Source organism: Stenotrophomonas maltophilia group sp. Smal13, assembly GCF_030236855.1.
Taxonomy (GTDB): domain Bacteria; phylum Pseudomonadota; class Gammaproteobacteria; order Xanthomonadales; family Xanthomonadaceae; genus Stenotrophomonas; species Stenotrophomonas maltophilia_A.
On the sequence record NZ_JASJSQ010000004.1, the window covers coordinates 84,072 to 106,069 of the forward strand.

Here is a 21,998-nt window from a genome sequence, read left to right on the forward strand (position 1 = left end):
CCGATTGCGAATTTCGTGGTCGCAGAGTATAGATTACGCAAGGTGGCGGCTGGGGTCGGCACCGGGGAGCGCAAGGGGAACAGTCAGGGGCTGCATGGTGAATCCGTGAGGGACTTCACAGCAGGGCCGTTGCCATTTGCTAAGAATACGTTATTAATGCTCGGGCGCAGGTCTTGCGTCCAAGTGCCCGTCGGCAGGGGAGAAACCGTGGGGCTCATCCCAAAAAGTCAGTCGCCGCTTGTAGGCGTCGACATCAGTTCGACTGCGGTAAAGCTTTTGCAGCTGTCCCGCAGTGGCAATCGTTTTCGTGTGGAACATTACGCTGTGGAACCTCTTCCGCCGAATGCGGTGGTGGAGAAGAACATCGTGGAAGTGGAGGCCGTGGGTGAGGCCATCCGCCGCGCGATGAACCGCTCGGGGAGCAAGGCCAAGCTGGCCGCTGCCGCCGTCGCTGGGTCGGCGGTGATCACCAAGGTGATCCCGATGCCGGCCGAGCTCGACGAGAACGACATGGAAGCCCAGATCGAGCTGGAAGCGGTCAACTACATTCCGTACCCGATCGAGGAAGTGAACCTGGACTTCGAGGTGATCGGGGCGATCCCGAACAACCCGGAGATGGTCCAGGTGCTGCTGGCCGCGTCGCGTTCGGAGAACGTGGAACTGCGCCAGTCGGCGCTGGAGCTGGGTGGCCTGCAGGCCAAGGTGATGGACGTGGAGGCCTTCGCGGTCGAGAACGCCTATGCCCTGGTCGCCAGCGAGCTGCCGGTATCCATCGAGGGTGTGGTCGCGCTGGTCGACATCGGTGCCACCATGACCACCCTCAATGTCCTGCGCGGCGGCCGCAGCCTGTACAGCCGCGAACAGGTGTTCGGTGGCAAGCAGCTGACCGACGAGATCATGCGCCGCTACGGCCTGAGCTACGAGGAAGCCGGACTGGCCAAGCGCCAGGGCGGGCTGCCGGAAAGCTACGAGATGGAAGTGCTGGAGCCGTTCAAGGAAGCCACGGTCCAGCAGATCAGCCGCCTGCTGCAGTTCTTCTACGCAGGCAGCGAGTTCAACCGCGTTGATCACATCGTGCTGGCCGGCGGCTGCGCTGTGCTGGGCGGTCTGCCGGAAATGGTCGAGGAACAGCTGGGCGTGCCGACCGTGGTCGCCAACCCGCTGGCGCAGATGACCCTGGGGCCGAAGGTGAACGCGCATGCGCTGGCCCAGGATGCCCCCGCGCTGATGATCGCAACCGGTCTGGCGCTGAGGAGCTTCGACTGATGGCACGCATCAATCTATTGCCCTGGCGCGCCGAGCGGCGCAAGCAACGCCAGCGCGAGTTCTACGCAATGCTGGGCATGGCCGCGATCGGTGGCCTGCTGCTGTCGCTGGTGATCTGGTTCTACTACGACCGCCAGGTGAGCGGCCAGATGGACCGCAACGCCTATCTGGAAGCCGAGATCGAGAAGGTCAAGGAACAGAACAAGGAGATCGACCGCCTCGACGCGCAGAAGGAACGCCTGCTGGCCCGCAAGAAGGTGATCGAGGAACTGCAGGCCAAGCGCTCGCAGATGGTGCACCTGTTCGATGCGCTGGTGCGCACGATTCCCGATGGCCTGGTGCTGACCGCGCTGAAGCAGGAAGGCGACGTGCTGACCCTGGAAGGCCGTACCCAGTCCAATGCCCGTGTTTCGGCGTACATGCGCAACCTGGAGACCTCCGGTTGGATGACCAACCCGGAACTGTCGATCATCGAAGCGCGTGATCCCGAGAAGGACAAGGACGGCAAGGTGGGCCCGCTGGCCGACATCAAGGCGCTGCCCTATGTGTTCGTGGTCAAGGTGAAGCTGCCGGCACAGAGTGAGGAAGTGGCCGGTACGCCAGGCCTCAACGCCGATGGTTCGGTGGCAACGCCGGCTCCGCCCGCAGTGGCACCGCTTGCAGCCGGCCCGGATGCAGCGGCACCTGCTGCACCGGCCGCCGGCCAGCCTGCTGCTGCACCGGCTGCCCCCGCTCCCGCCGCCGCGCCGGTCAACGCACCTGCTGCCACCCCGGCCCCGGCTACGCCGAACCAGCCGGCAGCCCCGGCTGCAAAGCCTGCGCCGAAGCCCGAGGGCAGCCGCCTGGCGCAGCCGCCGCAGGCCTTCAACGCCCCGCTGCAGGGGGATCGCGCATGAGCCAGAAAATCGATCTGAAGAACCTGGATTTCAACGACATCGGCAACTGGCCGCAGAAGGCCAAGATCGTCTTCTGCTCGCTGTTGGCGCTGGTGATCATGTTCGTGGCGTGGATGCTGCTGATCAGTGGCAAGCGCGAGGAACTGGCCGGCTTGGAATCGAAGGAAGTCGAGCTGCGTTCGGAGTTCACCAAGCAGCAGGAGCGTGCGGTGAACCTGGCGCCGCTGAAGCAGCAGCTGGCACAGATGGAACAGGTGCTGCAGCAGATGCTGCGGCAGCTGCCCAGCAAGACCGAAATGCCGGACCTGATCATCGACATCTCGCAGACTGCGCTGTCCAGCGGCCTGACCAACGAGCTGTTCGAGCCGGAGCAGGAGCAGGTCAAGGAGTTCTACGCCGAAAAGCCGATAAAGCTGCGCATGGTGGGCAGTTACCACCAGTTCGGTGCCTTCGTCAGTGGCGTGGCGTCGCTGCCGCGCGTGGTCATCCTGACCATGCACGACATCAACCTCAAGCCCAAGGACAAGACCAGCGGCAACGCCCGCAGCGGTGCGCTGGAGCTGTCCGGCACGGTCAAGACCTATCGCTATCTGGATGAGACCGAAGTGCAGGCACAGCAGGCTGTCGCCGATGCCGAAGCGAAAAAGAAGAACGGCAAGGGGGGCAAGAAGTGATGCGCACGTACATCGCACGCAGTGCAGTGGCGTTGGCGGTCCTGTTGCTGGCCGCCTGTGGCCGCGGCGTGACCAGCACGCCAGGTGATGCACCGAACCTTGAAAAGTGGGTGGAAGGCGAGCGTGCGCGACCGGCACAGCCGCTGGAGCCGCTGCCGGTGATGCAGCAGTTCGAAACCTTCGAATACTCCGCACAGGGTCTGCGCGACCCGTTCACCGATGCCTGGACCAATCCGCAGCAGGGGAATGGCGGATTGCGTCCGGATCCGAACCGGCGCAAGGAGCCGCTGGAGGGCTTCCCGCTGGACGCACTGGACATGGTCGGCACCATCGGCACCGGAGCCGCCACCGTGGCGCTGGTGATGGGGCCGGACAAGGTGACCTACCGGGTACGCCCGGGCGGCTACCTGGGGCAGAGCGACGGGCGGGTCACGGCGGTCTTCGAAGACCACGTGGAGCTGATCGAACTGGTGCCGGATGGCGCGGGTGGCTGGCTGGAACGGCCGGCAACGCTCTCGCTTGAAGATCAATGATCGTTTACTGGGGATAGCACGATGACCTTTCACCAAGCCAAGGGGCTGCGTCCCATCCGGCGCTTTACCTTGAACCGTGTCAGCGCGTTGGGAGTCGCGCTGATGCTGGCCTGCGCTCCGGCGCTGGCCGCCGCACCGGCGGAAAAGCCGGTGGGCGCCACCGTGGCACCGGCGGCAGCGCCGGCCGGCCTGTCGGTGGCCAAGATCGATTTCAAGCGCGGCGATGATGGCGCCGGGCGCCTGATCGTCCAGTTTGACGGCCAGGGCGCGGTTCCGGACCTGCGTACGCAGGGCAACAGCGTGGTGGTCGATGTCGGTAATGCCCGACTGCCGGCCAACCTGCAGAAGCCGATGAACGTCATCGACTTCGCTACGCCGGTGCAGCGCATCGACGCCAAGCCGTCCGGTGCCGGTACCCAGCTGGTGCTGAGCACCGGCGGTGCAGTCGAATCACTGGCCTACCAGAGCGGCAACGAGTACGTGGTGGAGATCAGCCCGCGGCAGGCGCCAGCCGCCGTCGGTGCAGTGACCGCTGGCAGCGTCACCCAGGCTGCCAAGGCCGTCGGCCAGCGCGGTTTCACCGGCAAGCCGGTGACCTTCAACTTCCAGGACGTGCCGGTGCGCACCGTGCTGCAGTTGATCGCCGAGGAATCCAATCTCAACGTGGTGGCCTCCGATTCGGTGCAGGGCAACGTGACCCTGCGCCTGGTCAACGTGCCGTGGGACCAGGCGCTGGACATCGTGCTGCGTGCCAAGGGCCTGGACAAGCGTCGCGATGGCAGCGTGATCTGGGTTGCTCCGCAGGCTGAGCTGGCCAAGTTCGAGCAGGAGAAGGAAGACGCGCGCATCGCCATCGAGAACCGCGAAGACCTGGTCACCGATTACGTCCAGATCAACTACCACAGCGCCACGCAGATCTTCAAAGCGCTGACCGAAGCCAAGGGCATCGGTGGAAGTAACAACAACAGCGGTAATGGAGGCAGTTCATCGCAGGAGGATAGTGGCTTCCTTTCTCCGCGTGGTCGAATCGTGGCCGACGAGCGCACCAATACGTTGATGATCAGCGACATCCCGAAGAAGATCGCGCGCATGCGTGAACTGATCGGTGTGATCGATCGTCCGGTCGACCAGGTGCTGATCGAAAGCCGCATCGTCATCGCCACCGATACCTTCGCCCGCGAATTGGGTGCAAAGTTCGGCATCAGTGGTAGCCGCGACAACGTGTATTTCAGTGGCAACCTGGAATCCAACCGCCTGACCCGCGAATCCCAGGTCAAGGCGGCGCAGGACAATGCCAAGGCCGAGCGTGACTGGATTACTGGCGGCCGCGTCGGCCCGCCGCCGGTACCGACGGGATCGGCCATTACCCGTGGCCTGAACTGGAGCCTGCCGGTAGCCGCGGCCAACAATCCTGGCTCGCTGGCGCTGTCGATCCTCAACGCAGGCTACCTGCTGGACGTGGAGCTGTCGGCCATGCAGGAAGAGTCGCGGGGCGAGGTGATCTCCAACCCGCGCGTGGTCACCACCAACCAGCGCGAGGCGATGATCAAGCAGGGCAAGGAAATCGGCTACGTCACCATCAGCGGCACCGGTGCTGCCGGTGGCGCCGGTTCCACCCCGAACGTGCAGTTCAAGGAAGTGGTTCTGGAACTGCGGGTGACCCCGACCATCACCAACGACAACCGCGTGTTCCTCAACATGCAGGTGAAGAAGGACGAAGTCGACCGCCTGATCGAACTGCAGGGCTACGGCACGGTGCCGTCGATCAACCGCCGTGAGGTCAACACCGCGGTGCTGGTCGAGGATGGGCAGACCGTGGTCATCGGCGGTGTGTACGAGTTCACCGACCGCAGCAGCATCAACAAGGTACCGTTCCTGGGCGACGTGCCGTTCCTGGGCAATCTGTTCAAGAGGCGCGGCCGCAACAAGGACAAGGCCGAGCTGCTGGTGTTTGTGACCCCGAAGGTGCTGCGCGTGGCCAAGCAGAACTGAGCCCGCGCCTCCGCGAAACGCAGAAGGGCCGCCCTGCGCGGCCCTTCTGCGTTTCCGCCCGTAGATCCACGCCGCCCATGTCCAGTAGATCCACGCCATGCGTGGATGGGTCGTTCAGCCGTTCTTGATGCCATTCGCAGGGCACCCTGCGATGATGTCGGGAACCCGTGCCGTCCCGCGCCGGTCAAAGGCCCCCATGAACCTGCCACCGCCGATGCCCGAAACCGTCTCGCCGCCGTCCGCGCCGGCCACCTCCCGCCTGCATGCCGCTTTCAGCCAGCTGCGCGACGCATTGTCGGCCGAGATCGTCGGCCAGGCCGCGCTGGTCGAACGCCTGCTGATCGCGCTGCTGGCCGATGGCCACCTGCTGGTGGAAGGCGCTCCGGGCCTGGCCAAGACCACCGCCATCCGCGCGCTGGCCGCGCGCCTGGAAGCCGACTTCGCACGCGTGCAGTTCACCCCGGACCTGTTGCCGGCCGACCTGACCGGCACCGAGATCTGGCGCCCGCAGGAAGGCCGCTTCGAATTCGTACCCGGCCCGATCTTCCATCCGATCCTGCTGGCCGATGAAATCAACCGCGCGCCAGCCAAGGTGCAGTCGGCACTGCTGGAAGCGATGGGCGAGCGCCAGGTCACCGTGGGCCGCCACACCTACGCGCTGCCGCCGCTGTTCCTGGTGATGGCCACGCAGAACCCGATCGAGCAGGAAGGCACCTTCCCGCTGCCAGAAGCGCAGTTGGACCGTTTCCTGATGCATGTGCGCATCGGCTACCCGGACCAGGCCGCCGAATCGGAGATCCTGCGCCTGGCCCGCGAGCGAGCCCGTGGTGCGTTGGGCGAAGCCGCACAAGCGCCGGACAAGCTGCCGATGCAGGATGTGTTCGATGCCCGCCGCGAAGTGCTGGACCTGCACATGGCGCCGGCGCTGGAACGCTACCTGATCGAGCTGGTGCTGGCCTCGCGTGATCCGTCGCGCTATGACGCCGGCCTTGGCCGCCGCATTGCCTGGGGCGCCAGCCCGCGCGGTTCCATCGCGCTGGAACGCTGTGCGCGCGCGCGCGCCTGGCTGGCCGGCCGCGATTTCGTCACCCCCGATGACGTGCGTGCGGTTGCCGCCGACGTGCTGCGCCATCGCGTGCTGCCCAGCTATGAAGCCACCGCTGAAGGCTGGGATGGCGAACGCCTGGTGCAGGAGCTGCTGGCCCGGGTGCCGGCACCCTGAGCCTGCGCATGACCGATCCATCCCTGCACCACGCCTCCTCCGTCAGTGACGGTGACGGGCTGCGCCCGCAACTGTCCGAACTGGTGGCGCTGCGCCGCCTTGCACAGCGACCGCCGCCGCCACGCCGTGGCCGTGCCGGCAACGCCGGGCAGGCGCCGTCGCCGCTGCGCGGGCGTGGCATGGAATATGCCGAGTCACGCGAGTACGTGGCCGGTGATGATGCACGGCATATCGACTGGCGGGTGACCGCGCGGACCGGTCGTGCCCACACCAAGCTGTTCCAGGCCGAACGCGAGCGGGTCAGCCTGATCGTGGCCGATACCTCGCCGGCCCTGTACTTCGGCACCCGCGTGCGCTTCAAATCGGTGCAGGCTGCACGCGCGGGCGCCGTCGCCGCGTGGTCGGCGCAGCGTCGGGGCGATCGCATCGGCGCCCTGCGTGGCAGCGACCGTGAACCACCGATTGCACCGGCAGGCGGCCCGCGCGGCGTATTGCGCGTGCTGGACGCGCTCACCCGCTGGTATGCGCAGCCCCCGGCCGATGACCTTGGCCTGGAACGTGCGCTGGACCATGCCGGTCGCGTCCTGCGCCCGGGTGCACGTGTGCTGGTGCTGGCCGATCCGCAGCAGGCCATCTGTATTCCGCCGGCGCGCTGGAGTGCGCTGGCCCAGCACCACGACCTCAGCCTGGTGCTGCTGGTGGATCCATTGGAACTGCAGCCTCCGTCAGCCGCGCTGCAGTTCCAGACCCTGCAGCAGCGCATCGGCCTCGACCTGCGCCGCAGCGAGGTCCAGGCCCATTGGCAGGCGCATTTCGTTGAACCGCTGCAGGACCTGCGGCGCCAGCTGGGAGCGCGCCGCGTCGATGTGCAGGTGCTGTCCACCGACGCGCCCAGTGATGCCTGGCTGGCGCCATCCCCGACCGAGGTGCCGGCATGAGCGCGAACCTGCCGCTGCGCGATGTGCAGGTGCCACCCGCTCCATCATGGTGGCCGCCGGCACCGGGCTATCTGATGATCGGCGGCGTGGTGCTGCTGTTGCTGGTGGTGGCGGCCTTCTTCTGGTGGCAACGTCGCCGTCGCCGCCAACGCTGGTTGCAGCTGTTCGATCAGGAGCTGGGATCCACCGCCGATGCTGCTGCGGAACTGGCAGCCATCGCCGGACTGCTGCGTCGCGCCGCACGCCAGGCGCAGCCCGGCAGTGAATCCCTGCGCGATGACGCCTGGTGGCAGCGCGTGGATCCGAAAGGCACGCTGCCCGCGGCACGTCGCAGTCTGCTGGCGGAAGGCGCCTATCGCCCACGGGTGGACGCCAACGATGTGGCGGCGCTGCGCAGCTGGGCGCGCGAGCGCTACCTGGGCATGCTGCTGGAGCGGCGCCGATGAACCTGCTGGCAAGTTACTGGCCATGGCCGGACCTGCAGCTGGCGTGGCCGTTGGCCCTGCTGGCGCTGCCGTTGCCGTTGCTGATGCGCTGGTGGAAGCGTCGTGCCGATCCCGGTGCTGCGCTGCGGGTGCCCTATGCGGCGACGGAACTGGAAGCGCTGGCCGGTGGCGGCCGCGTTGATGTGTCGTGGCTGCGCACGCTGCTGTTGTGGCTGGGTTGGTGCGCGCTGTGCGTCGCACTGGCTCGCCCGCAACAGCTGGGTGAAGCGATCACGCCGCCGCAGGAGGGCCGGCAGATGATGCTGGCGATGGACGTGTCCGGCAGCATGGGCGAGGGCGACATGGTGCTGGGCGGGCAGGCGGTGGATCGCCTGACCGCGGCCAAGGCCGTGCTGGCCGATTTCCTTGATCGTCGTGCCGGTGATCGCATCGGCCTGCTGATCTTCGGCGACCGCGCCTACACGTTGACGCCGCTTACGGCCGATCTGGCCAGCGTGCGCGACCAGCTGCGCGACAGCGTGGTCGGCCTGGCCGGGCGCGAGACCGCCATCGGTGATGCCATCGGCCTGGCGGTGAAGCGCCTGCGCAGCCAGCCTGAAGGCCAGCGCGTGCTGATTCTGCTGACCGACGGCGTCAGCAATGCCGGCGTGCTGGAACCGCTGCGTGCCGCCGAAGTCGCGCGTGCCGAGGGCGTGCGTATCCACACCGTCGCCTTTGGCGGTGATGGCAGCATGCGCCTGTTCGGTATTCCCATTTCCGCCGACCAGGATCCGGTCGACGAGGCTACCTTGAAGAAGATCGCGAGCATGACCGGCGGCCAGTTCTTCCGCGCCCGCGACACTGCACAGCTGGCCGGCATCTATGCCGAACTGGACCGGCTCGAGCCGATCGCTGCGAAGGGACCAAGCCTGCGACCGCGCGAGGAACGCTATGCATGGGCGCTGGGCCTGGCCTTGCTGCTGGGCGCATTGGCCTGGCTGTGGCCGGAGCGTCGCCGATGATCGCACTTGCTTCGAATCTTCCCGACTGGAACGCGCTGCACTTCCTGCGTCCGGAATGGCTGTGGGCGTTGCTGGCGCTGCCGTTGATCATCGCTGTGGCGTTGTATCGGCAGCGGCGCAGCGACGTGTGGCGAACAGCGGTGGATGCCCACCTGTTGCCGCATCTGCTGGCTGCGGGCACGCGCCGCCGTGCACGCCTGCCCTGGGCCGTGCTGCTGGGCTGGACCCTGGCAGCGCTGGCCATGGCCGGGCCAAGTTGGCGGCAGCAGGCACAACCGATGTTCCAGGCCAGCGCACCGCTGCTGGTCGTGCTGGATCTGTCCAGCCGGATCAATGCCACCGATCTGCCGCCGTCGCGCCTGCTGCAGGCTCGGGCGAAAGTGGGCGAGCTGCTGCGTGCCCGCCAGGGTGGCCAGGTGGGCCTGGTGGTCTATGCCGAGGATGCCTACACCGTGGCACCGCTGACCGATGACGGCAGCAACGTCGCGCTGTATCTGGACGCGCTGTCGCCGGATGTGATGCCGCGCGACGGACAACGCGCCGACCGTGGCATCGACTGGGCGACGCGGTTGATGCGCCAGATCGGGGCATTGCGGGGGCAGATCCTGCTGGTCAGCGATCAGGCGGATGGTGAAGCGGCACTGGCCGCAGCGCAGGCGCGCAGCCTCGGCATGCAGGTGTCGGTACTGGGGCTGGGCACATCTGCCGGTGCGGCGTACCGGGATGGCACTGGGCAGATCCGCCAGGCCGCGCTGGATGAAGGCAGCCTGCGTGCGGTGGCGACCGCAGGCGGAGGCCGCTATGCCCGCATCGCCACCGATGACAGTGATCTGCGTGCGCTGGGCGTACTTGATGCACGCGAAGGTACTGCGGCGCAGCGGCCCGGCGAGGGCAAGCAATGGCGTGATGAAGGGTTCTGGTTGCTGCCACCGGTGATGCTGCTGGCGCTGTTGGCCTTCCGACGCCGCGCGCTGCTGGCGGCGGTGCTGGCGGTGGGCCTGCTGCCATGGATGAGTGATGTGCAGGCGCAGGCGCCCGCGGTGCCTGCCGCACCGCTGGCGCAGGGCACGCTGTGGAAGCGCGCCGACCAGGTGCAGCACCAGCGTCTGGCCGAAGGTGCGCAGGCTTACCGCAACGGTGATTTCGCCAGTGCCCGCAAGCAGTTCGAGGGCATCGACAGCGATGCGGGCTGGTACAACCTGGCCAATACGCTGGCCCGCCAGGGCAACTACGACGAAGCCATTGCCGCCTACGACCGCGCGCTGGCACTGCATCCCGGCATGGCCGATGCGGTCGCCAACCGTGCCGTGGTCGATGCCGCGCGCAAGCGCAAGCCGTCGGGTGGCAAAGGCCAGGATCAGCAGAAGCCACCGCAGAACGGGCAGCAGAAGCAGCAGAACGATTCACAGGGCCAGCAGAATCCGCAGGGCCAGCAGCCGCAGCAGGGCCAGCAGAATCCCGGTCAGGGACAGCCGCAGTCGGGTCAGCAGGGCCAGCCCAATCCCGGTGACGACAAGAACCAGTCGAGCCCGCAGCCCGGCGAGCGCGGCCGCGATGGGCAGCAGGCGCCGCCACAGGTGGAGGATGCCAAGGCGCAGGCCCAGGCTGATGAGCAGCAGCGCCAGCGCATGCAGCAGGCCATGCAGCAGGCACGTGAGGGCAAAGGCGATCAGGATGGCAAGCCCGTGCCAGGCAGCGACGGCACCACCCCACGCCAACGCGAGGAGCAGCAGGCGGTGGAGGCGTGGATGCGGCGCGTGCCGGATGATCCAGGCGCATTGCTGCGGGCCAAGTTCCAGCTGGAAAACGAACGCAGGAAGAGGGAAGGGCGATGACGCGGGCGATCAACATGCACGGGCACTGGCCCCGACAGGTACTGGCGGCGCTGCTGCTGTGGCTGCCGCTGCTGGCCTGGGCGCAGCCGCGTGCGTGGCTGGACCGCGACCGCATCGCGATGGGTGACACGGTCACGCTCAATGTCGAGAGCGACCAGGGCGCCCCTGACTTCACACCGTTGCGCACCGACTTCGACCTCAGCGGGCAGACCAGCAGCCGCCAGGTAGCGTGGAGCAATGGCAGCATGCAGCAGCGCAATCTGTATGGCGTGGCACTCACGCCACGGCGTAGCGGTGCACTGGTGGTGCCGGGCCTGCAGGTGGGCAACGTACGTACCGCTCCGTTGACCCTGCAGGTGGATGCCGCTGCCGTGGCAGGTCCCGACAGCAATGCGGTGGCGTTCATCGAAACCGCTGTCGATGACGAGACACCGTATGTGCAGCAGAGCGTAGGCGTGGTGGTGCGGTTGTATTTCGCTTCGCAGCTGGCCTCCGGCGAACTGGTGCTGGATACACCGGCCGGCGCGTCGTTGCAGCGCGTGGGCGACGACCGCACCGACGTGCGCCAGGTCAATGGCCGCCGCTACAACGTGGTCGAGCGGCGCTTCCTGCTGATCCCCGAGCGCAGCGGTGCACTTCGGCTGGCCGGTGCGCGCTTCAGCGGGCGCAGTGCCGGTGGCTTCTTCGACGATTTCTTCGGCGGCGGCGACGGGCGCATGAATGCCACTGGCGCGGACCGCACGTTGCAGGTGCAGGCGCAACCGGCACAGGCGCCGCAGCCATGGCTGCCGCTGCAGGGCCTGCAGCTGCGCTACACCAGTGCACCGACCAGCGCCCGTACCGGCGAGGCGGCCAACGTGGTGGTGGAGGCGATTGCCGAAGGCGCCACCCGCGCGCAGTTCACCGATCTGCCGGTGCCCGACGTCGGCAACGCCGCGCAGGTGTTCGCCGAACCTGCGCAGTACGAAGAGACCTTCAATGGCAGTACGCCGCGGCTGAAGATCACCCGCCGCTATTCCATCGTGCCGCGCCAGCCGGGTTCGCTGGTGGTGCCGGGGCCGCGCCTGCCGTGGTGGGACGTGCGCAATGGCAAGGCACAGGAAGCGAAGCTGCCGGACCTGACGCTGGCCGTGGTGGCCGGTAACGGGGCTGGCAGTGCGCCACCTGCACCGCTGCCGCCGATCGACACCGATGCGGCGCTGCCGGATGGCGATGGCCAGGACAGCTGTATCGCGGCGACCGATCCGCGCGCCAGTGGTTTGTCCGAGCGGCCATGGCCGTGGATGGGCGCCGCCATCGGCCTGGCGTTGCTGTGGCTGTTGACGCTGTTGTGGGGCTGGCAGCGAGGCCGTCGCCCGCGCGTGGCGGCCAAGGGCGCTGTGCCGGCTGTGGCGACTGGACGTGCCGGCGTGGCCGAACTGCGCCGCGCGCTGGATGGTGAAGGGTTTGATCAGGTGGAAGCGCAGCTGTGTGCGATGGCCGGTGTCGAACGTATCGAGCAGGTCATCGCGCGGCTTGAGGATGCCGCCCAGCGCCAGGTGCTGCAGGAACTGCAGCAGGCGCGCTGGGGTGGGCAGGGCGACCTGGCGTCGCTGCGTGCGCGCTTGCGCGAGGCCTTCCGTGACGGACCGCACTGGTCGGCGGCTGCCGGCACCGCTGACACTGGCCTGGCGCCGCTGTATCCGCCGCGGCGAACCTGAACCGGCGCCGCTTGCGCGCTTTGTTAGAGTGCATTCATTTTTCGAGGAAACCCGCGCATGACAGCAGCTGCTGCCGACAAGAAGAAGTTGCCCCTGCATTGGAAGATGGGCATCGGCTTTGCGATCGGCCTGATCCTGGGACTGATCGTGCACGCCCTGGGCGGCAGCGTCGATGGTCTGCAGGCCGGTGCCAAGTGGGTAATGGACTACATCACCACCCCGGCGTCGGGCCTGTTCCTCAACCTGATCTTCATGCTGATCGTGCCGCTGATCTTCTCGGCGCTGATCATGGGTGTGTCGGAGATGGGCGACATCCGCGCCCTTGGCCGCATCGGCTGGAAGACCTTGGCCTATACCGTGCTGCTGTCCGGCATTGCCGTGGGAATCGGGCTGGTGCTGGTGAACCTGCTCAAGCCGGGTGTCGGCGTCGACCCGCAGGTCGCTGCGATGATGCTGTCGGAGAACGCCGAGCGCAGCAAGGAGATTGTCGCGGGCATCCACGGCACGCCGAAGGGCATGGACATGCTGCTGTCGATCGTGCCGAGCAACGTGCTGCAGGCCGCGTCTGACAACGGCGCGATCCTGTCGCTGATGTTCTTCGCGCTGATGTTCGGCATCGGCATGGTGCTGACCGACAACGAGAAGGTCGCGCCGCTGCGCCGCGCCATCGAAGGCGTGTTCGAAATTTCGATGACCCTGATCAACCTGGTCATCCGCCTGGCCCCGTATGCGGTGGCCTGCTTCATGTTCAACCTGGCCGCGCTGTTCGGCTTCGAGCTGATCATCCGCCTCGGTGCCTACGTGGGCGTGGTGGTGCTGGCACTCGGCCTGCACATGGTGGTGAGCTACGGTACGGCCGTATGGCTGTCCGGTCGTTCGCCGCTGTCGTTCTTCCGCGATACCCAGGAAGCGACGGTGATGGCGTTCTCCACCGCCTCCAGCAACGCCACCCTGCCGACCGCGCTGCGCGTGGCCGACCAGATGGGCCTGCCGCAGCGCGTGTCGCGCTTCGTGCTGACCGTGGGCGCCACCGCCAACCAGAACGGCACCGCGCTGTTCGAGGGCGTGACGGTGATCTTCCTGGCCCAGTTCTTCGGCGTGGACCTGAGCATCGGCCAGCAGATCATGGTGATGGCGGTCTGCATCCTCGGTGGCATCGGCACTGCCGGTGTGCCGTCGGGCTCGCTGCCGGTGGTCGCGATGATCTGCGCGATGGTCGGCGTGAACCCGCTGGGCATCGGCCTGATCCTGGGCGTGAACCACTTCCTGGACATGTGCCGCACCGCGCTGAACGTGACCGGCGACCTGGCCCTGACCACGCTGGTGGCCAAGGGCGAGTCCCACGACGGCCCGGCGCTGGGCCCGCAGCAGGACTGAGACCGGATTCCCGTCACCCGGACTCCGGGGCGGTAGTGCCGGCCGCTGGCCGGGTACGCGTCATCGCATGCGCGCTGCCGCTCCCACGTTTCGCGATGCGAATCGCGGGCCCCCCTTACCGGCCTCCACACCCCGGCGCCTATGGCGCAGCCCCCGAACTCCGGGGGCGGGTAGTGCCGGCCGCTGGCCGGCAACTTCATGATCTTCATTGAATTCTGCGCAACTGCCGGCCAGCGGCCGGCACGACCCGGCAAGGTGAACCGACCCCCTGCCCGGCGACTATGGGACAATAGGCCGCCCGCACGTCCGCGGCCGCCTCCCGATTCCGACAGAACCATGACGCAGCCTACCCGTCGCCAGTTGGCCAACGCCATCCGCTTCCTTGCCGCCGATGCGGTTGAAACCGCAAAGTCCGGCCACCCCGGCATGCCCATGGGCATGGCCGACATCGCCGAAGTCCTCTGGAACGACTATCTCCGCCATAACCCGAGCAACCCGCACTGGTTCAACCGCGACCGTTTCGTGCTGTCCAACGGCCACGGTTCGATGCTGCAGTACGCGCTGCTGCACCTGAGCGGTTACGACCTGCCGATCGAGCAGCTGAAGCTGTTCCGCCAGCTGGGCAGCCACACCGCCGGCCACCCGGAACGCCACGAGACCCCGGGCGTGGAAACCACCACCGGCCCGCTGGGCCAGGGTTTCGCCAATGCCGTGGGCTTCGCCCTGGCCGAGAAGCTGCTGGCACAGCGCTTCAACCGCCCGGAACTGGAAGTGGTCGACCACCGCACCTGGGTGTTCATGGGCGATGGCTGCCTGATGGAAGGCGTGTCGCATGAAGCCGCTTCGCTGGCCGGTACCTGGGGCCTGCACAAGCTGGTCTGCTTCTGGGACAACAACCACATCTCCATCGACGGCAACGTCGAGGGCTGGTTCACCGACAATACCCCGGAGCGTTTCGAGGCCTATGGCTGGAACGTCGTGCGCGATGTCGATGGCCACGACCCGGAAAGCATCAAGGCCGGCATCGAGGCCGCGCTGTCGCAGAGCGACAAGCCGACCCTGATCTGCTGCCGCACCACCATTGGTTTCGGTTCGCCGAACAAGGCGGGCAAGGAATCCAGCCACGGCGCTCCGCTGGGCAAGGACGAGCTGGAAGCCACCCGCAAGCAGCTGGGCTGGGAATACGGTCCGTTCGAGATCCCGCAGGCGATCTACGACGGCTGGCGCGCCAATGGCGCTGGCACCCTGCGCCAGGCCGAGTGGGAACAGCTGTTCGACAAGTACGCCAGCCAGTACCCGGCTGAAGCGTCCGAGCTGACCCGCCGTTCGCACGGCGAGCTGCCGGCCGACTTCGTTGCCAAGGCCGATGCCTACATCGCCCAGGTGGCCGCTGAAGGCCCGACGATCGCTTCGCGCAAGGCCTCGCAGCTGGCCATCGAAGCCTACGCCCCGCTGCTGCCGGAAATCGTCGGTGGCTCGGCCGACCTGGCGCACTCCAACCTGACCCTGTGGAAGGGCAGCAAGTCGGTTGCCAGCGACGACGCCAACGCCAACTACGTGTACTACGGCGTGCGCGAGTTCGGCATGACCGCCATTGCCAACGGCCTGGCCCTGCACGGTGGTTTCATTCCGTTCGACGCCACCTTCCTGGTGTTCAGCGATTACGCCCGCAACGGCGTGCGCATGAGCGCACTGATTCCGGCGCACGCCATCCACGTCTACACCCACGACTCGATCGGCCTGGGCGAAGACGGCCCGACCCACCAGCCGGTGGAGCACCTGGCTTCGCTGCGTTACATCCCGAACAACGACGTGTGGCGTCCGTGCGATGCGGTCGAGTCGGCGGTGAGCTGGAAGGCTGCGATCACCCGTCAGGATGGTCCGAGCTGCCTGGTGTTCAGCCGCCAGAACCTGCCGCACCAGCCGCGCGACGCCGAGCAGATCGCCCAGATCGAGCGCGGTGGCTACGTGCTGGCCGATGCCGCCGGTACCCCGGACGTGATCCTGATCGCCACCGGTTCGGAAGTTTCGCTGGCGACCGAAGCCAAGGCCCAGCTGGACGCGGCTGGCCTCAAGACCCGCGTGGTCTCGATGCCGTCCACCGACGTGTTCCTGCGCCAGGATGCGGCCTACCGTGAATCGGTACTGCCGAACGCCGTGCGCAAGCGCGTTGCGGTGGAAGCCGGTGTCACCGGTTTCTGGCGCCAGTTCGTCGGCCTGGACGGTGCGGTGATTGGTATCGACACCTTCGGTGCCTCGGCCCCCGCCGACCAGCTGTACAAGCACTTCGGCATCACCACCGCCCACGTGGTGGAAGCGGCCAAGGCGCTGTAAGCAGCCTCGCGAAGCAGGAAGGGAAAGGCCGGCGCACGCCGGCCTTTTCTTTGCTCGAGAGAAAAGGGGACGGAGGGGATCAAGTCGTTTGTGCACAAACGACTTGATCCCCTCCGTCCCTTTTTTTCGTCCGGCATGTTGCGCCCTGCGGCACCAGTGTCGCGTTGGCCTCTTCATCTAGCCTGCATTCCTTGCGAAAAGGAGGGCCTGCCGAGGTACCCCCGGAAGTAGTCATGGACAAGAAGAGCGGCGCAGAAACCCATGGTGGATTTGCGGGGTGTAAGGTGATGCCTTACACTGGCGCCGCATGATCGTCAGCTTCAGGCACAAGGGCCTGAAGGCGCTCTATGAGCGGGGCGACATGTCCGGAGTCCGTGCCGATCATGTGGCTCGGTTGCGGCGTTTGCTTCTGCAGCTGGATCAAGCCCGGCTGCCTGGAGACATGGGGCTGCCCGGAAATCGCCTGCACCCCCTGCGCGGGAGCTATAGCGGCTACTGGGCTGTAAGTGTCTCGGCGAGTTGGCGATTGGTGTTCCGCTTTCGTGGGCTGGACGTCGAACTGGTCGATTACCTTGATTACCACTAGGAGTCTGCTCGATGCCGTTGCATGATCCACCGCATCCCGGAGAGTCGCTGCGCGAAGACATCCTGCCGGCGATAAGCATGTCGATCAGTGCGCTGGCGCAGCATCTTGGCTATTCGCGCGGACAGCTGTCGACCATCATCAACGGGCACGCTGGCATCTCCGCGGAACTTGCATTCCGCCTTGAGCTTGCAGGTCTGGGCAATGCCCGCATGTGGCTGGCGATGCAGGCGGCATACGACCTGTGGCAGGTCGAGCATCGAGCGCATCCACCGATTGCCCGTCTGTATCTTGAGGATGCAGTGAGGATAGAGCGGTAGATCTACGCCATGCGTGGATGAGAAAAAGGGGACGGAGGGGATTAAGTCGTTTATGCACAAACGACTTAATCCCCTCCGTCCCCTTTTTTCAGGCGGTGCGTGCCAGTGCGAGGCGCAGCAGTCGCGCGTCCAGGCGTTCGCCGAAATCCTTGGGTGCCTGCAGGCCCATGCGCTGCAGGTACACCGCATCGCCGTCGCCAGCCGGTTGCCGCAGCGCCGCCCAGACCGTGCGCAGCTTGTCGCCGCGGGTCTGCGTGTTGGCCTTCAGCCAGCCCAGCGCTTTCACCAGCACCTGCTCGATCTCGTTGAAGTCGCTGCCCAACGGATAGTCGGGCAGGCTGCCATCGACGCGGAACGGTGCCAGTGCCGCGGCCAGTGCCTGCGGCGTGTTGCGCTGCTGGCGCTCCGGATCCGGTTGCGTGGCCGCCAGCAGCTTGCGCGCGGCGTGTGCCTGCTGCAGCAGGCCGCCCTGGAACGGGGCCTCGGTGATTGCGGTCATCGCATGCACGCAGTCCTCGTCGGTCAGGCCGCGCAGGTCGGCGATGCCGTATTCGTTGAGGTAGATGTCGCGCAGGTGGCGTGGGATGGTGGTGTGCCCGTAGTTCCAGCGCACGTTGGATTCGCGCTGGCCCTTGTCATCGCGCGCGGCGCGGAACATCAGCACGCTGCGCGCTTCCGGCAGCGCATGTGCCATCGCCACGAAGTTGTACTGACCACCCACGCCGGACACCACACGTCCATCATCCAGCGCATCCGACACCGCCGCGCCCAGCGCGGTGGCCATCATGCAGGAGTTGAAGAAGCGCGCGTGCCGGCGCTGCAGGCGTTCCAGTGTCTCGTTGCCACCGTACAGCTGGTTGATCTCGCTGATGCGGCGCATGCCGATCGCACGGCATTCGTCTTCCGGCAGCGTGCGCAACCACTCGTAGAACTCCGGCGAGCCCAGGTAGAAGGCGCCATGCAGATACTCGCCCTCGGCAGCCAGGGTGGCGTGGTCGATGGACAGCGTGCTGCCGTTCTCGATGCGTTGCATCAGCGCCAGGTCATCGTGCACCTTGCGCTTGATCACGCCGGTCTGCACCAGCCGGCGGAAGCCCTCGTTGAGCATTTCGCTGCAGCCATACAGGCCGACCTCGAACGGATCCAGTCCGCCGATTTCCTGCACCAGCGGGTGGCTGGCCAGCTGCGGATCCAGCGCGTGCAGCACGCGGCGGTAGCGGGCGTTGTCGGTGTGGCGCAGCACCAGCGCATGGCTGAGCGCGTCGGCCAGCGTGCCGATGCCAATCTGCAGGGTGCCGCCGTCGCGCACCAGTGTGCTGGCATACAGGCCGATCGCGTAGTCGGCATCGCCGACCGGCTGCCGCGGCAGCCCGAACAACGCCGGGTACGGTGGTGGCGGGGTGATCACCAGATCGAAGAACGACACATCGACCGTGGCCGAGCCACCCAGGTAGGGTAGCTGCGGATCGATCTCGGCGATCAGCAGCGGGCGAGGCAGCCCGCGAGCGGTCATCGCATCCAGCGTGTCCTGGGTGATGTCGTTGTTGCACGACAGCGAGAGCCGGCGGTCGTTCGGCCGCATCGCCACCTTCTGCACGATCACCTGCGGCGCGCGCTGCGCCACCGCATCGGCGGCGTGGGTGTAGTTCAGGCTGGTATAGCTGGACTGCGCCTGCCGCGAGCCGAGCAGGGCGCCGGACTGCATGTAGAACTCTTCCACCTGCACATGTGCCGGCAGCGCGTCGCGCGCGATCGCATCGGCATAGGCCAGGCGCGGGAAATCGTCGCCGAAATGGCGCTGCGCGAACGGCGCCATGAAGCGCGCTTCCAGGCCGTTGCCGCGCGCCTTCGGCGGGTTCAGCGACAGCGCGGTATACAGCTGCAGCGGCCGCGACGGATCGTGCTCGACGCGTGCGTAAAGGGCATTGAGCAGCCGATGCGGCTTGCCCAGTGCCAGCGGTGCCCCGATCCGCAGCGGCCCGTCCACGCGCGCAAACAACCAGTCGACGGCGGCGTCCAGGTCGGTGAGGTGTTCGGTCATGCGCGGCGGTCCTGCGTGTGGGGGAGTGCGGGCATTACAGCATGTCGGGCTTGAACCGCCGTCGACGGGAGACTTCGGCGCCAGACACCATGAACTGCCCATCGCCCCGGTAATGCATCGTGCGCGGTAGTTTCGGCCGGGGCGCAACATGGGCGCGTACGATTTCCCAGATGAACAGGTTGTTCGACGCCACCTGGCTGTCGTCGTACAAGCGGCATTCGAAGCACGAATGGCATTGCCCGACCAGCGGCGCGCCGACCTCGCGCGCGGGCAGCGCATCAAGCTCGAAACGGGTGAACTTGTCGACCTCGCGGCCGCTGCAGTTGCCGATGTCCACCACGGTATCGAGCAGTTCCACACCCGGCACATTGATCACGCACTCGCCGCTGCCACGCGCCAGCGCATGGCTGTGGTTTGCGTCCCACAGGTAGGTGGCGACCAGCGAAGGCGAGAAGCCCATCACCATGTGCCAGCCCATCGTCATCAGGTTGCGCTGGCCGCGCCAGGCGGTGCTGACCAGCACGACCGGCCCGGGTTCGAGGAAGCGGCGGGCCTGCTCGACCGGGAATTCCTTCTTGGGCAGCGCTTTCATCCGGGGCCTGGGGCGGGAGGAATCGATGCTGGCGCAGCCGGGATGAACCTGGAGTCGAGGGGCTTGACAGACGATTCGATTACGCGCGTAATCAGGTCGTCGATTACGGATGTAAACCATGACCCCGATCAGCGAAGCCGAAGCCGTTGTGATGGAGGTGCTATGGCAGCAGGCACCGCGCAGCGCCGATGACGTGGTCGCCGCACTGGCCCACCGCGACTGGGCCGAGCCGACCATCAAGACCCTGCTCAACCGCCTGCTGACCAAGGGCGCGATTACTGCCGAGCGCGATGGCCGGCGCTACCTGTACCGGCCGCTGCTGCAGCGGCAGGCCTGGGTGGAGGCGCAGAGCCAGGACTTCATTGGTCGTGTCTTCGAAGGGCGCGTTGCGCCGTTGGTTGCGCACTTCAGCGAACGCGGCCAGTTGAGTGCGCAGGACATCGCCGAACTGAAGAAACTGATCCAGGAGCTGGACCATGACTGAGCTGCTCGATGGGCTGTGGCAGGCCAGCTTGTGGTTGGCGGTGGGCGTGGTCGTGCTGGCGGTGCTGCGACCCTTGCTGGTGCGGCTGGGGGGCGTGGCGTTGGCCTACCGCAGCTGGTGGCTGCTGCCGTTGCTGCTGCTGGCACTGATGCTGCCGTTGCCGCAGGTGGCACTTCTGGAGCATGTGCCAACGCTGCCGCTGAAAGTGGTACCCGGCGCCGTCGAAGGCATGGCAGGGCAGTCGTTGCCGTGGGCCGGGCTGTTGCTGCTGGCATGGATGGTGGGAGCGGTCCTTTGTCTGCTACGCGATCTACGTGCGCAGCGGCGCTTTGAACGTGGCATGGGCCAACTGTGTGCACGCGCCGATGGCAGCTGGCAGGCCAGCGCCGACCCGGGCCTGCCCGCGCTGGTCGGCCTGTGGCGTCCGCGCATCGTGGTAGGCCCGGATTTCGACCAGCAGTTCACCGCACAGGAGCAGGGCCTGATCCTGCAGCACGAGCGCAGCCACCGTCGCAATGGCGATCACTGGGCCAATGGGGCGCTGCTGATGGCACGCGCGGTGTTCTGGTTCCATCCGCTTCTGCCATGGGCTGCACGCCGCTTCCTGCGGGACCAGGAACTGGCCTGCGATGCCCGCACCATTGCCCCGCAGCCTGCGCTGCGCGGTCTCTACGCCAGCACGCTGCTGAAGGCGCAGCTGGTCCATCCGGTTGCGCCAGCGGTCTGCCATTGGCGCAGCCAACCCGTGTTGAAGGAGCGTATCGCCATGTTGAAGCAGTCCAAGCGGAAGGCATTGCCGTGGGTGTCGGGGCAGGTGCTGGTGGTCGGGTTGTGTCTGGGAATGGGCGCGGTGGCGTGGGCCAGCCAGGGCGGTGCAGCCGCAGACGGCCAGGCAGGGGCCGCCATGGATCGCGAGATAGAGGTCGAGAAGATGCCGCCGCCGTCCTATCCGAAGTCCGCGTTCGAACAGCGCCAGGTGGGCGTGGTGAACCTGCGCGTGGAAGTGGATGCCAAGGGCCATCCGACTGACGTCCAGGTGCTCAGCGCAACCAATCCGGGTGTGTTCGATGCGGTGTCGATCGCCGCTGCGCGAAGCTGGACCTATCGTCCGGCGATAAAGAACGGAAAGCCCGTTGCAGGGGCTGTGAAGATTCCGATCACCTATGCCATGGACAACACCGAGGACTCCCAGTGAAGACCGCGCCGCTGTTGATGATGGCGGCGCTGTTGGCAGGATGCGCGACCCAGGATCGCCTGACCACCGTTGATACCCGCAGCGAGAATGTCGGCCATCAGCGCCTGCAGCCGCAGGCCGGTGGCGGCAGCGGGCAAGTGCAGACGTACTCGCTGGGCGCGAGCGAGGGCTACCGGATGCCGCAGTTGTACGCGGCGCCGGATCCGGAGGTCGGTGATCGTGACCCGCGTGCGGAGCTGGCACCGACCACCATCTGCCTGCAGGTGGTGGTTGATGCACAGGGCAGTGTCGAACGCAGCGTGCCGCTGACCGATCGCCCTGAGTGCGCGGCAGGTGCTGCAGGCGAGAATGCGCCCCTGCTGCAGGCGGCGCAGGAAGCCGTGGCGATGTGGAAGTACTCGTCCGCAGCGGTCTGCCACTTCGCGGCTGGCAAGGTGCCTGCCGACCGTGGCGACTGTCGCGGCGCCGAGCGCGTCGAGCCGGTGGCGGTCACCCTGCAGTATGCCTTCACCTTCGAGATCGTGAAGGGACAGCACGTGGTGCGTACGCAGGGAAAATGACCGCTTGCG

General features: G+C 66.8%; 20 protein-coding genes. 18 read left to right on the forward strand and 2 right to left on the reverse strand.

Annotation, left to right across the window (positions count from 1 at the left end; all coding sequences use genetic code 11):
* Positions 1-207: 207 nt before the first annotated feature.
* From QRO95_RS02835 to QRO95_RS02905, 15 genes are all read left to right on the forward strand, one after another.
* Positions 208-1,266, forward strand: a complete 1,059-nt coding sequence (locus tag QRO95_RS02835; protein WP_010484061.1) for a pilus assembly protein PilM — start codon at positions 208-210, stop codon at positions 1,264-1,266.
* Positions 1,266-2,162, forward strand: a complete 897-nt coding sequence (locus QRO95_RS02840; protein ID WP_049422632.1) for a PilN domain-containing protein — start codon at positions 1,266-1,268, stop codon at positions 2,160-2,162. Before QRO95_RS02835 ends, QRO95_RS02840 begins: the two co-directional genes overlap by 1 nt.
* Positions 2,159-2,836 carry a type 4a pilus biogenesis protein PilO gene (locus QRO95_RS02845; protein ID WP_285301619.1) on the forward strand — a complete coding sequence of 226 codons (678 nt, stop codon included), beginning with the start codon at positions 2,159-2,161 and terminating at the stop codon, positions 2,834-2,836. The genes QRO95_RS02840 and QRO95_RS02845 overlap by 4 nt, the downstream gene beginning before the upstream one ends.
* Entirely contained in the window at positions 2,836-3,369 is a 534-nt protein-coding gene (locus tag QRO95_RS02850; RefSeq protein WP_019659994.1) for a pilus assembly protein PilP, read from the forward strand. The genes QRO95_RS02845 and QRO95_RS02850 overlap by 1 nt, the downstream gene beginning before the upstream one ends.
* Positions 3,370-3,390: 21 nt before the next feature.
* The gene (locus QRO95_RS02855) at positions 3,391-5,361 is read left to right on the forward strand and encodes a type IV pilus secretin PilQ (RefSeq protein ID WP_285301620.1); all 1,971 of its coding nucleotides are present in this window, start codon (positions 3,391-3,393) and stop codon (positions 5,359-5,361) included.
* Positions 5,362-5,557: 196 nt separating this feature from the next.
* A complete protein-coding gene (locus tag QRO95_RS02860; RefSeq protein ID WP_285301621.1) occupies positions 5,558-6,583 on the forward strand; it encodes a MoxR family ATPase in 1,026 nt (341 codons plus the stop codon).
* A gap of 8 nt (positions 6,584-6,591) precedes the next feature.
* Positions 6,592-7,521: a DUF58 domain-containing protein gene (locus tag QRO95_RS02865; RefSeq protein ID WP_285301622.1), complete on the forward strand. Its 930-nt coding sequence runs from the start codon at positions 6,592-6,594 to the stop codon at positions 7,519-7,521.
* Positions 7,518-7,967, forward strand: a complete 450-nt coding sequence (locus tag QRO95_RS02870; protein ID WP_285301623.1) for a DUF4381 family protein — start codon at positions 7,518-7,520, stop codon at positions 7,965-7,967. The genes QRO95_RS02865 and QRO95_RS02870 overlap by 4 nt, the downstream gene beginning before the upstream one ends.
* Positions 7,964-8,968 (forward strand): VWA domain-containing protein, encoded by a 1,005-nt coding sequence (locus QRO95_RS02875; protein WP_154264293.1) that lies wholly within the window; start codon positions 7,964-7,966, stop codon positions 8,966-8,968. Before QRO95_RS02870 ends, QRO95_RS02875 begins: the two co-directional genes overlap by 4 nt.
* Positions 8,965-10,803 carry a tetratricopeptide repeat protein gene (locus QRO95_RS02880; protein ID WP_285301624.1) on the forward strand — a complete coding sequence of 613 codons (1,839 nt, stop codon included), beginning with the start codon at positions 8,965-8,967 and terminating at the stop codon, positions 10,801-10,803. Before QRO95_RS02875 ends, QRO95_RS02880 begins: the two co-directional genes overlap by 4 nt.
* The gene (locus QRO95_RS02885) at positions 10,800-12,503 is read left to right on the forward strand and encodes a BatD family protein (RefSeq protein WP_285301625.1); all 1,704 of its coding nucleotides are present in this window, start codon (positions 10,800-10,802) and stop codon (positions 12,501-12,503) included. The genes QRO95_RS02880 and QRO95_RS02885 overlap by 4 nt, the downstream gene beginning before the upstream one ends.
* Positions 12,504-12,560: 57 nt before the next feature.
* Entirely contained in the window at positions 12,561-13,880 is a 1,320-nt protein-coding gene (locus tag QRO95_RS02890; protein ID WP_032127858.1) for a dicarboxylate/amino acid:cation symporter, read from the forward strand.
* 336 nt (positions 13,881-14,216) lie between these two features.
* Positions 14,217-16,214 carry a transketolase gene (gene tkt / locus QRO95_RS02895; RefSeq protein ID WP_049461813.1) on the forward strand — a complete coding sequence of 666 codons (1,998 nt, stop codon included), beginning with the start codon at positions 14,217-14,219 and terminating at the stop codon, positions 16,212-16,214.
* Positions 16,215-16,521: 307 nt separating this feature from the next.
* Complete coding sequence (locus QRO95_RS02900) at positions 16,522-16,800, forward strand: type II toxin-antitoxin system RelE/ParE family toxin (RefSeq protein ID WP_049422655.1); 279 nt, start codon at positions 16,522-16,524, stop codon at positions 16,798-16,800.
* A gap of 11 nt (positions 16,801-16,811) precedes the next feature.
* Entirely contained in the window at positions 16,812-17,117 is a 306-nt protein-coding gene (locus QRO95_RS02905; protein WP_014038309.1) for a HigA family addiction module antitoxin, read from the forward strand.
* 88 nt (positions 17,118-17,205) lie between these two features.
* Here the strand turns inward: QRO95_RS02905 and QRO95_RS02910 are convergent, their stop codons facing one another.
* Positions 17,206-19,158: an acetyl-CoA hydrolase/transferase C-terminal domain-containing protein gene (locus QRO95_RS02910; RefSeq protein ID WP_285301626.1), complete on the reverse strand. Its 1,953-nt coding sequence runs from the start codon at positions 19,156-19,158 to the stop codon at positions 17,206-17,208.
* Between the two features lie 34 nt (positions 19,159-19,192).
* Positions 19,193-19,750: a flavin reductase family protein gene (locus QRO95_RS02915; protein ID WP_285301627.1), complete on the reverse strand. Its 558-nt coding sequence runs from the start codon at positions 19,748-19,750 to the stop codon at positions 19,193-19,195.
* Positions 19,751-19,868: 118 nt separating this feature from the next.
* Here QRO95_RS02915 and QRO95_RS02920 point away from each other — a divergent pair, with 118 nt between their 5' ends.
* From QRO95_RS02920 to QRO95_RS02930, 3 genes are read left to right on the forward strand one after another with little or no spacing between them, the layout of a single operon-like run.
* A complete protein-coding gene (locus QRO95_RS02920; protein WP_014648244.1) occupies positions 19,869-20,234 on the forward strand; it encodes a BlaI/MecI/CopY family transcriptional regulator in 366 nt (121 codons plus the stop codon).
* The gene (locus tag QRO95_RS02925; protein ID WP_285301628.1) at positions 20,227-21,429 is read left to right on the forward strand and encodes a TonB family protein; all 1,203 of its coding nucleotides are present in this window, start codon (positions 20,227-20,229) and stop codon (positions 21,427-21,429) included. Before QRO95_RS02920 ends, QRO95_RS02925 begins: the two co-directional genes overlap by 8 nt.
* On the forward strand, positions 21,426-21,989 hold the full coding sequence (locus QRO95_RS02930) for a hypothetical protein (RefSeq protein WP_032127863.1): 564 nt from the start codon (positions 21,426-21,428) through the stop codon (positions 21,987-21,989). Before QRO95_RS02925 ends, QRO95_RS02930 begins: the two co-directional genes overlap by 4 nt.
* The last annotated feature ends 9 nt before the right edge of the window (positions 21,990-21,998 follow it).

Excerpts from the sequence above, each read along its gene's own strand:
- QRO95_RS02920 (WP_014648244.1), top strand. The coding sequence starts at position 19,869 with ATGACCCCGATCAGCGAAGCCGAAGCCGTTGTGATGGAGGTGCTATGG.
- QRO95_RS02885 (WP_285301625.1), top strand. The coding sequence starts at position 10,800 with ATGACGCGGGCGATCAACATGCACGGGCACTGGCCCCGACAGGTACTG.
- QRO95_RS02865 (WP_285301622.1), top strand. The coding sequence starts at position 6,592 with ATGACCGATCCATCCCTGCACCACGCCTCCTCCGTCAGTGACGGTGAC.
- QRO95_RS02870 (WP_285301623.1), top strand. The coding sequence starts at position 7,518 with ATGAGCGCGAACCTGCCGCTGCGCGATGTGCAGGTGCCACCCGCTCCA.
- QRO95_RS02905 (WP_014038309.1), top strand. The coding sequence starts at position 16,812 with ATGCCGTTGCATGATCCACCGCATCCCGGAGAGTCGCTGCGCGAAGAC.
- tkt (WP_049461813.1), top strand. The coding sequence starts at position 14,217 with ATGACGCAGCCTACCCGTCGCCAGTTGGCCAACGCCATCCGCTTCCTT.
- QRO95_RS02910 (WP_285301626.1), bottom strand. The coding sequence starts at position 19,158 with ATGACCGAACACCTCACCGACCTGGACGCCGCCGTCGACTGGTTGTTT.
- QRO95_RS02900 (WP_049422655.1), top strand. The coding sequence starts at position 16,522 with ATGATCGTCAGCTTCAGGCACAAGGGCCTGAAGGCGCTCTATGAGCGG.
- QRO95_RS02915 (WP_285301627.1), bottom strand. The coding sequence starts at position 19,750 with ATGAAAGCGCTGCCCAAGAAGGAATTCCCGGTCGAGCAGGCCCGCCGC.
- QRO95_RS02890 (WP_032127858.1), top strand. The coding sequence starts at position 12,561 with ATGACAGCAGCTGCTGCCGACAAGAAGAAGTTGCCCCTGCATTGGAAG.
- QRO95_RS02880 (WP_285301624.1), top strand. The coding sequence starts at position 8,965 with ATGATCGCACTTGCTTCGAATCTTCCCGACTGGAACGCGCTGCACTTC.
- QRO95_RS02925 (WP_285301628.1), top strand. The coding sequence starts at position 20,227 with ATGACTGAGCTGCTCGATGGGCTGTGGCAGGCCAGCTTGTGGTTGGCG.
- QRO95_RS02840 (WP_049422632.1), top strand. The coding sequence starts at position 1,266 with ATGGCACGCATCAATCTATTGCCCTGGCGCGCCGAGCGGCGCAAGCAA.
- QRO95_RS02850 (WP_019659994.1), top strand. The coding sequence starts at position 2,836 with ATGCGCACGTACATCGCACGCAGTGCAGTGGCGTTGGCGGTCCTGTTG.
- QRO95_RS02855 (WP_285301620.1), top strand. The coding sequence starts at position 3,391 with ATGACCTTTCACCAAGCCAAGGGGCTGCGTCCCATCCGGCGCTTTACC.
- QRO95_RS02875 (WP_154264293.1), top strand. The coding sequence starts at position 7,964 with ATGAACCTGCTGGCAAGTTACTGGCCATGGCCGGACCTGCAGCTGGCG.
- QRO95_RS02860 (WP_285301621.1), top strand. The coding sequence starts at position 5,558 with ATGAACCTGCCACCGCCGATGCCCGAAACCGTCTCGCCGCCGTCCGCG.
- QRO95_RS02845 (WP_285301619.1), top strand. The coding sequence starts at position 2,159 with ATGAGCCAGAAAATCGATCTGAAGAACCTGGATTTCAACGACATCGGC.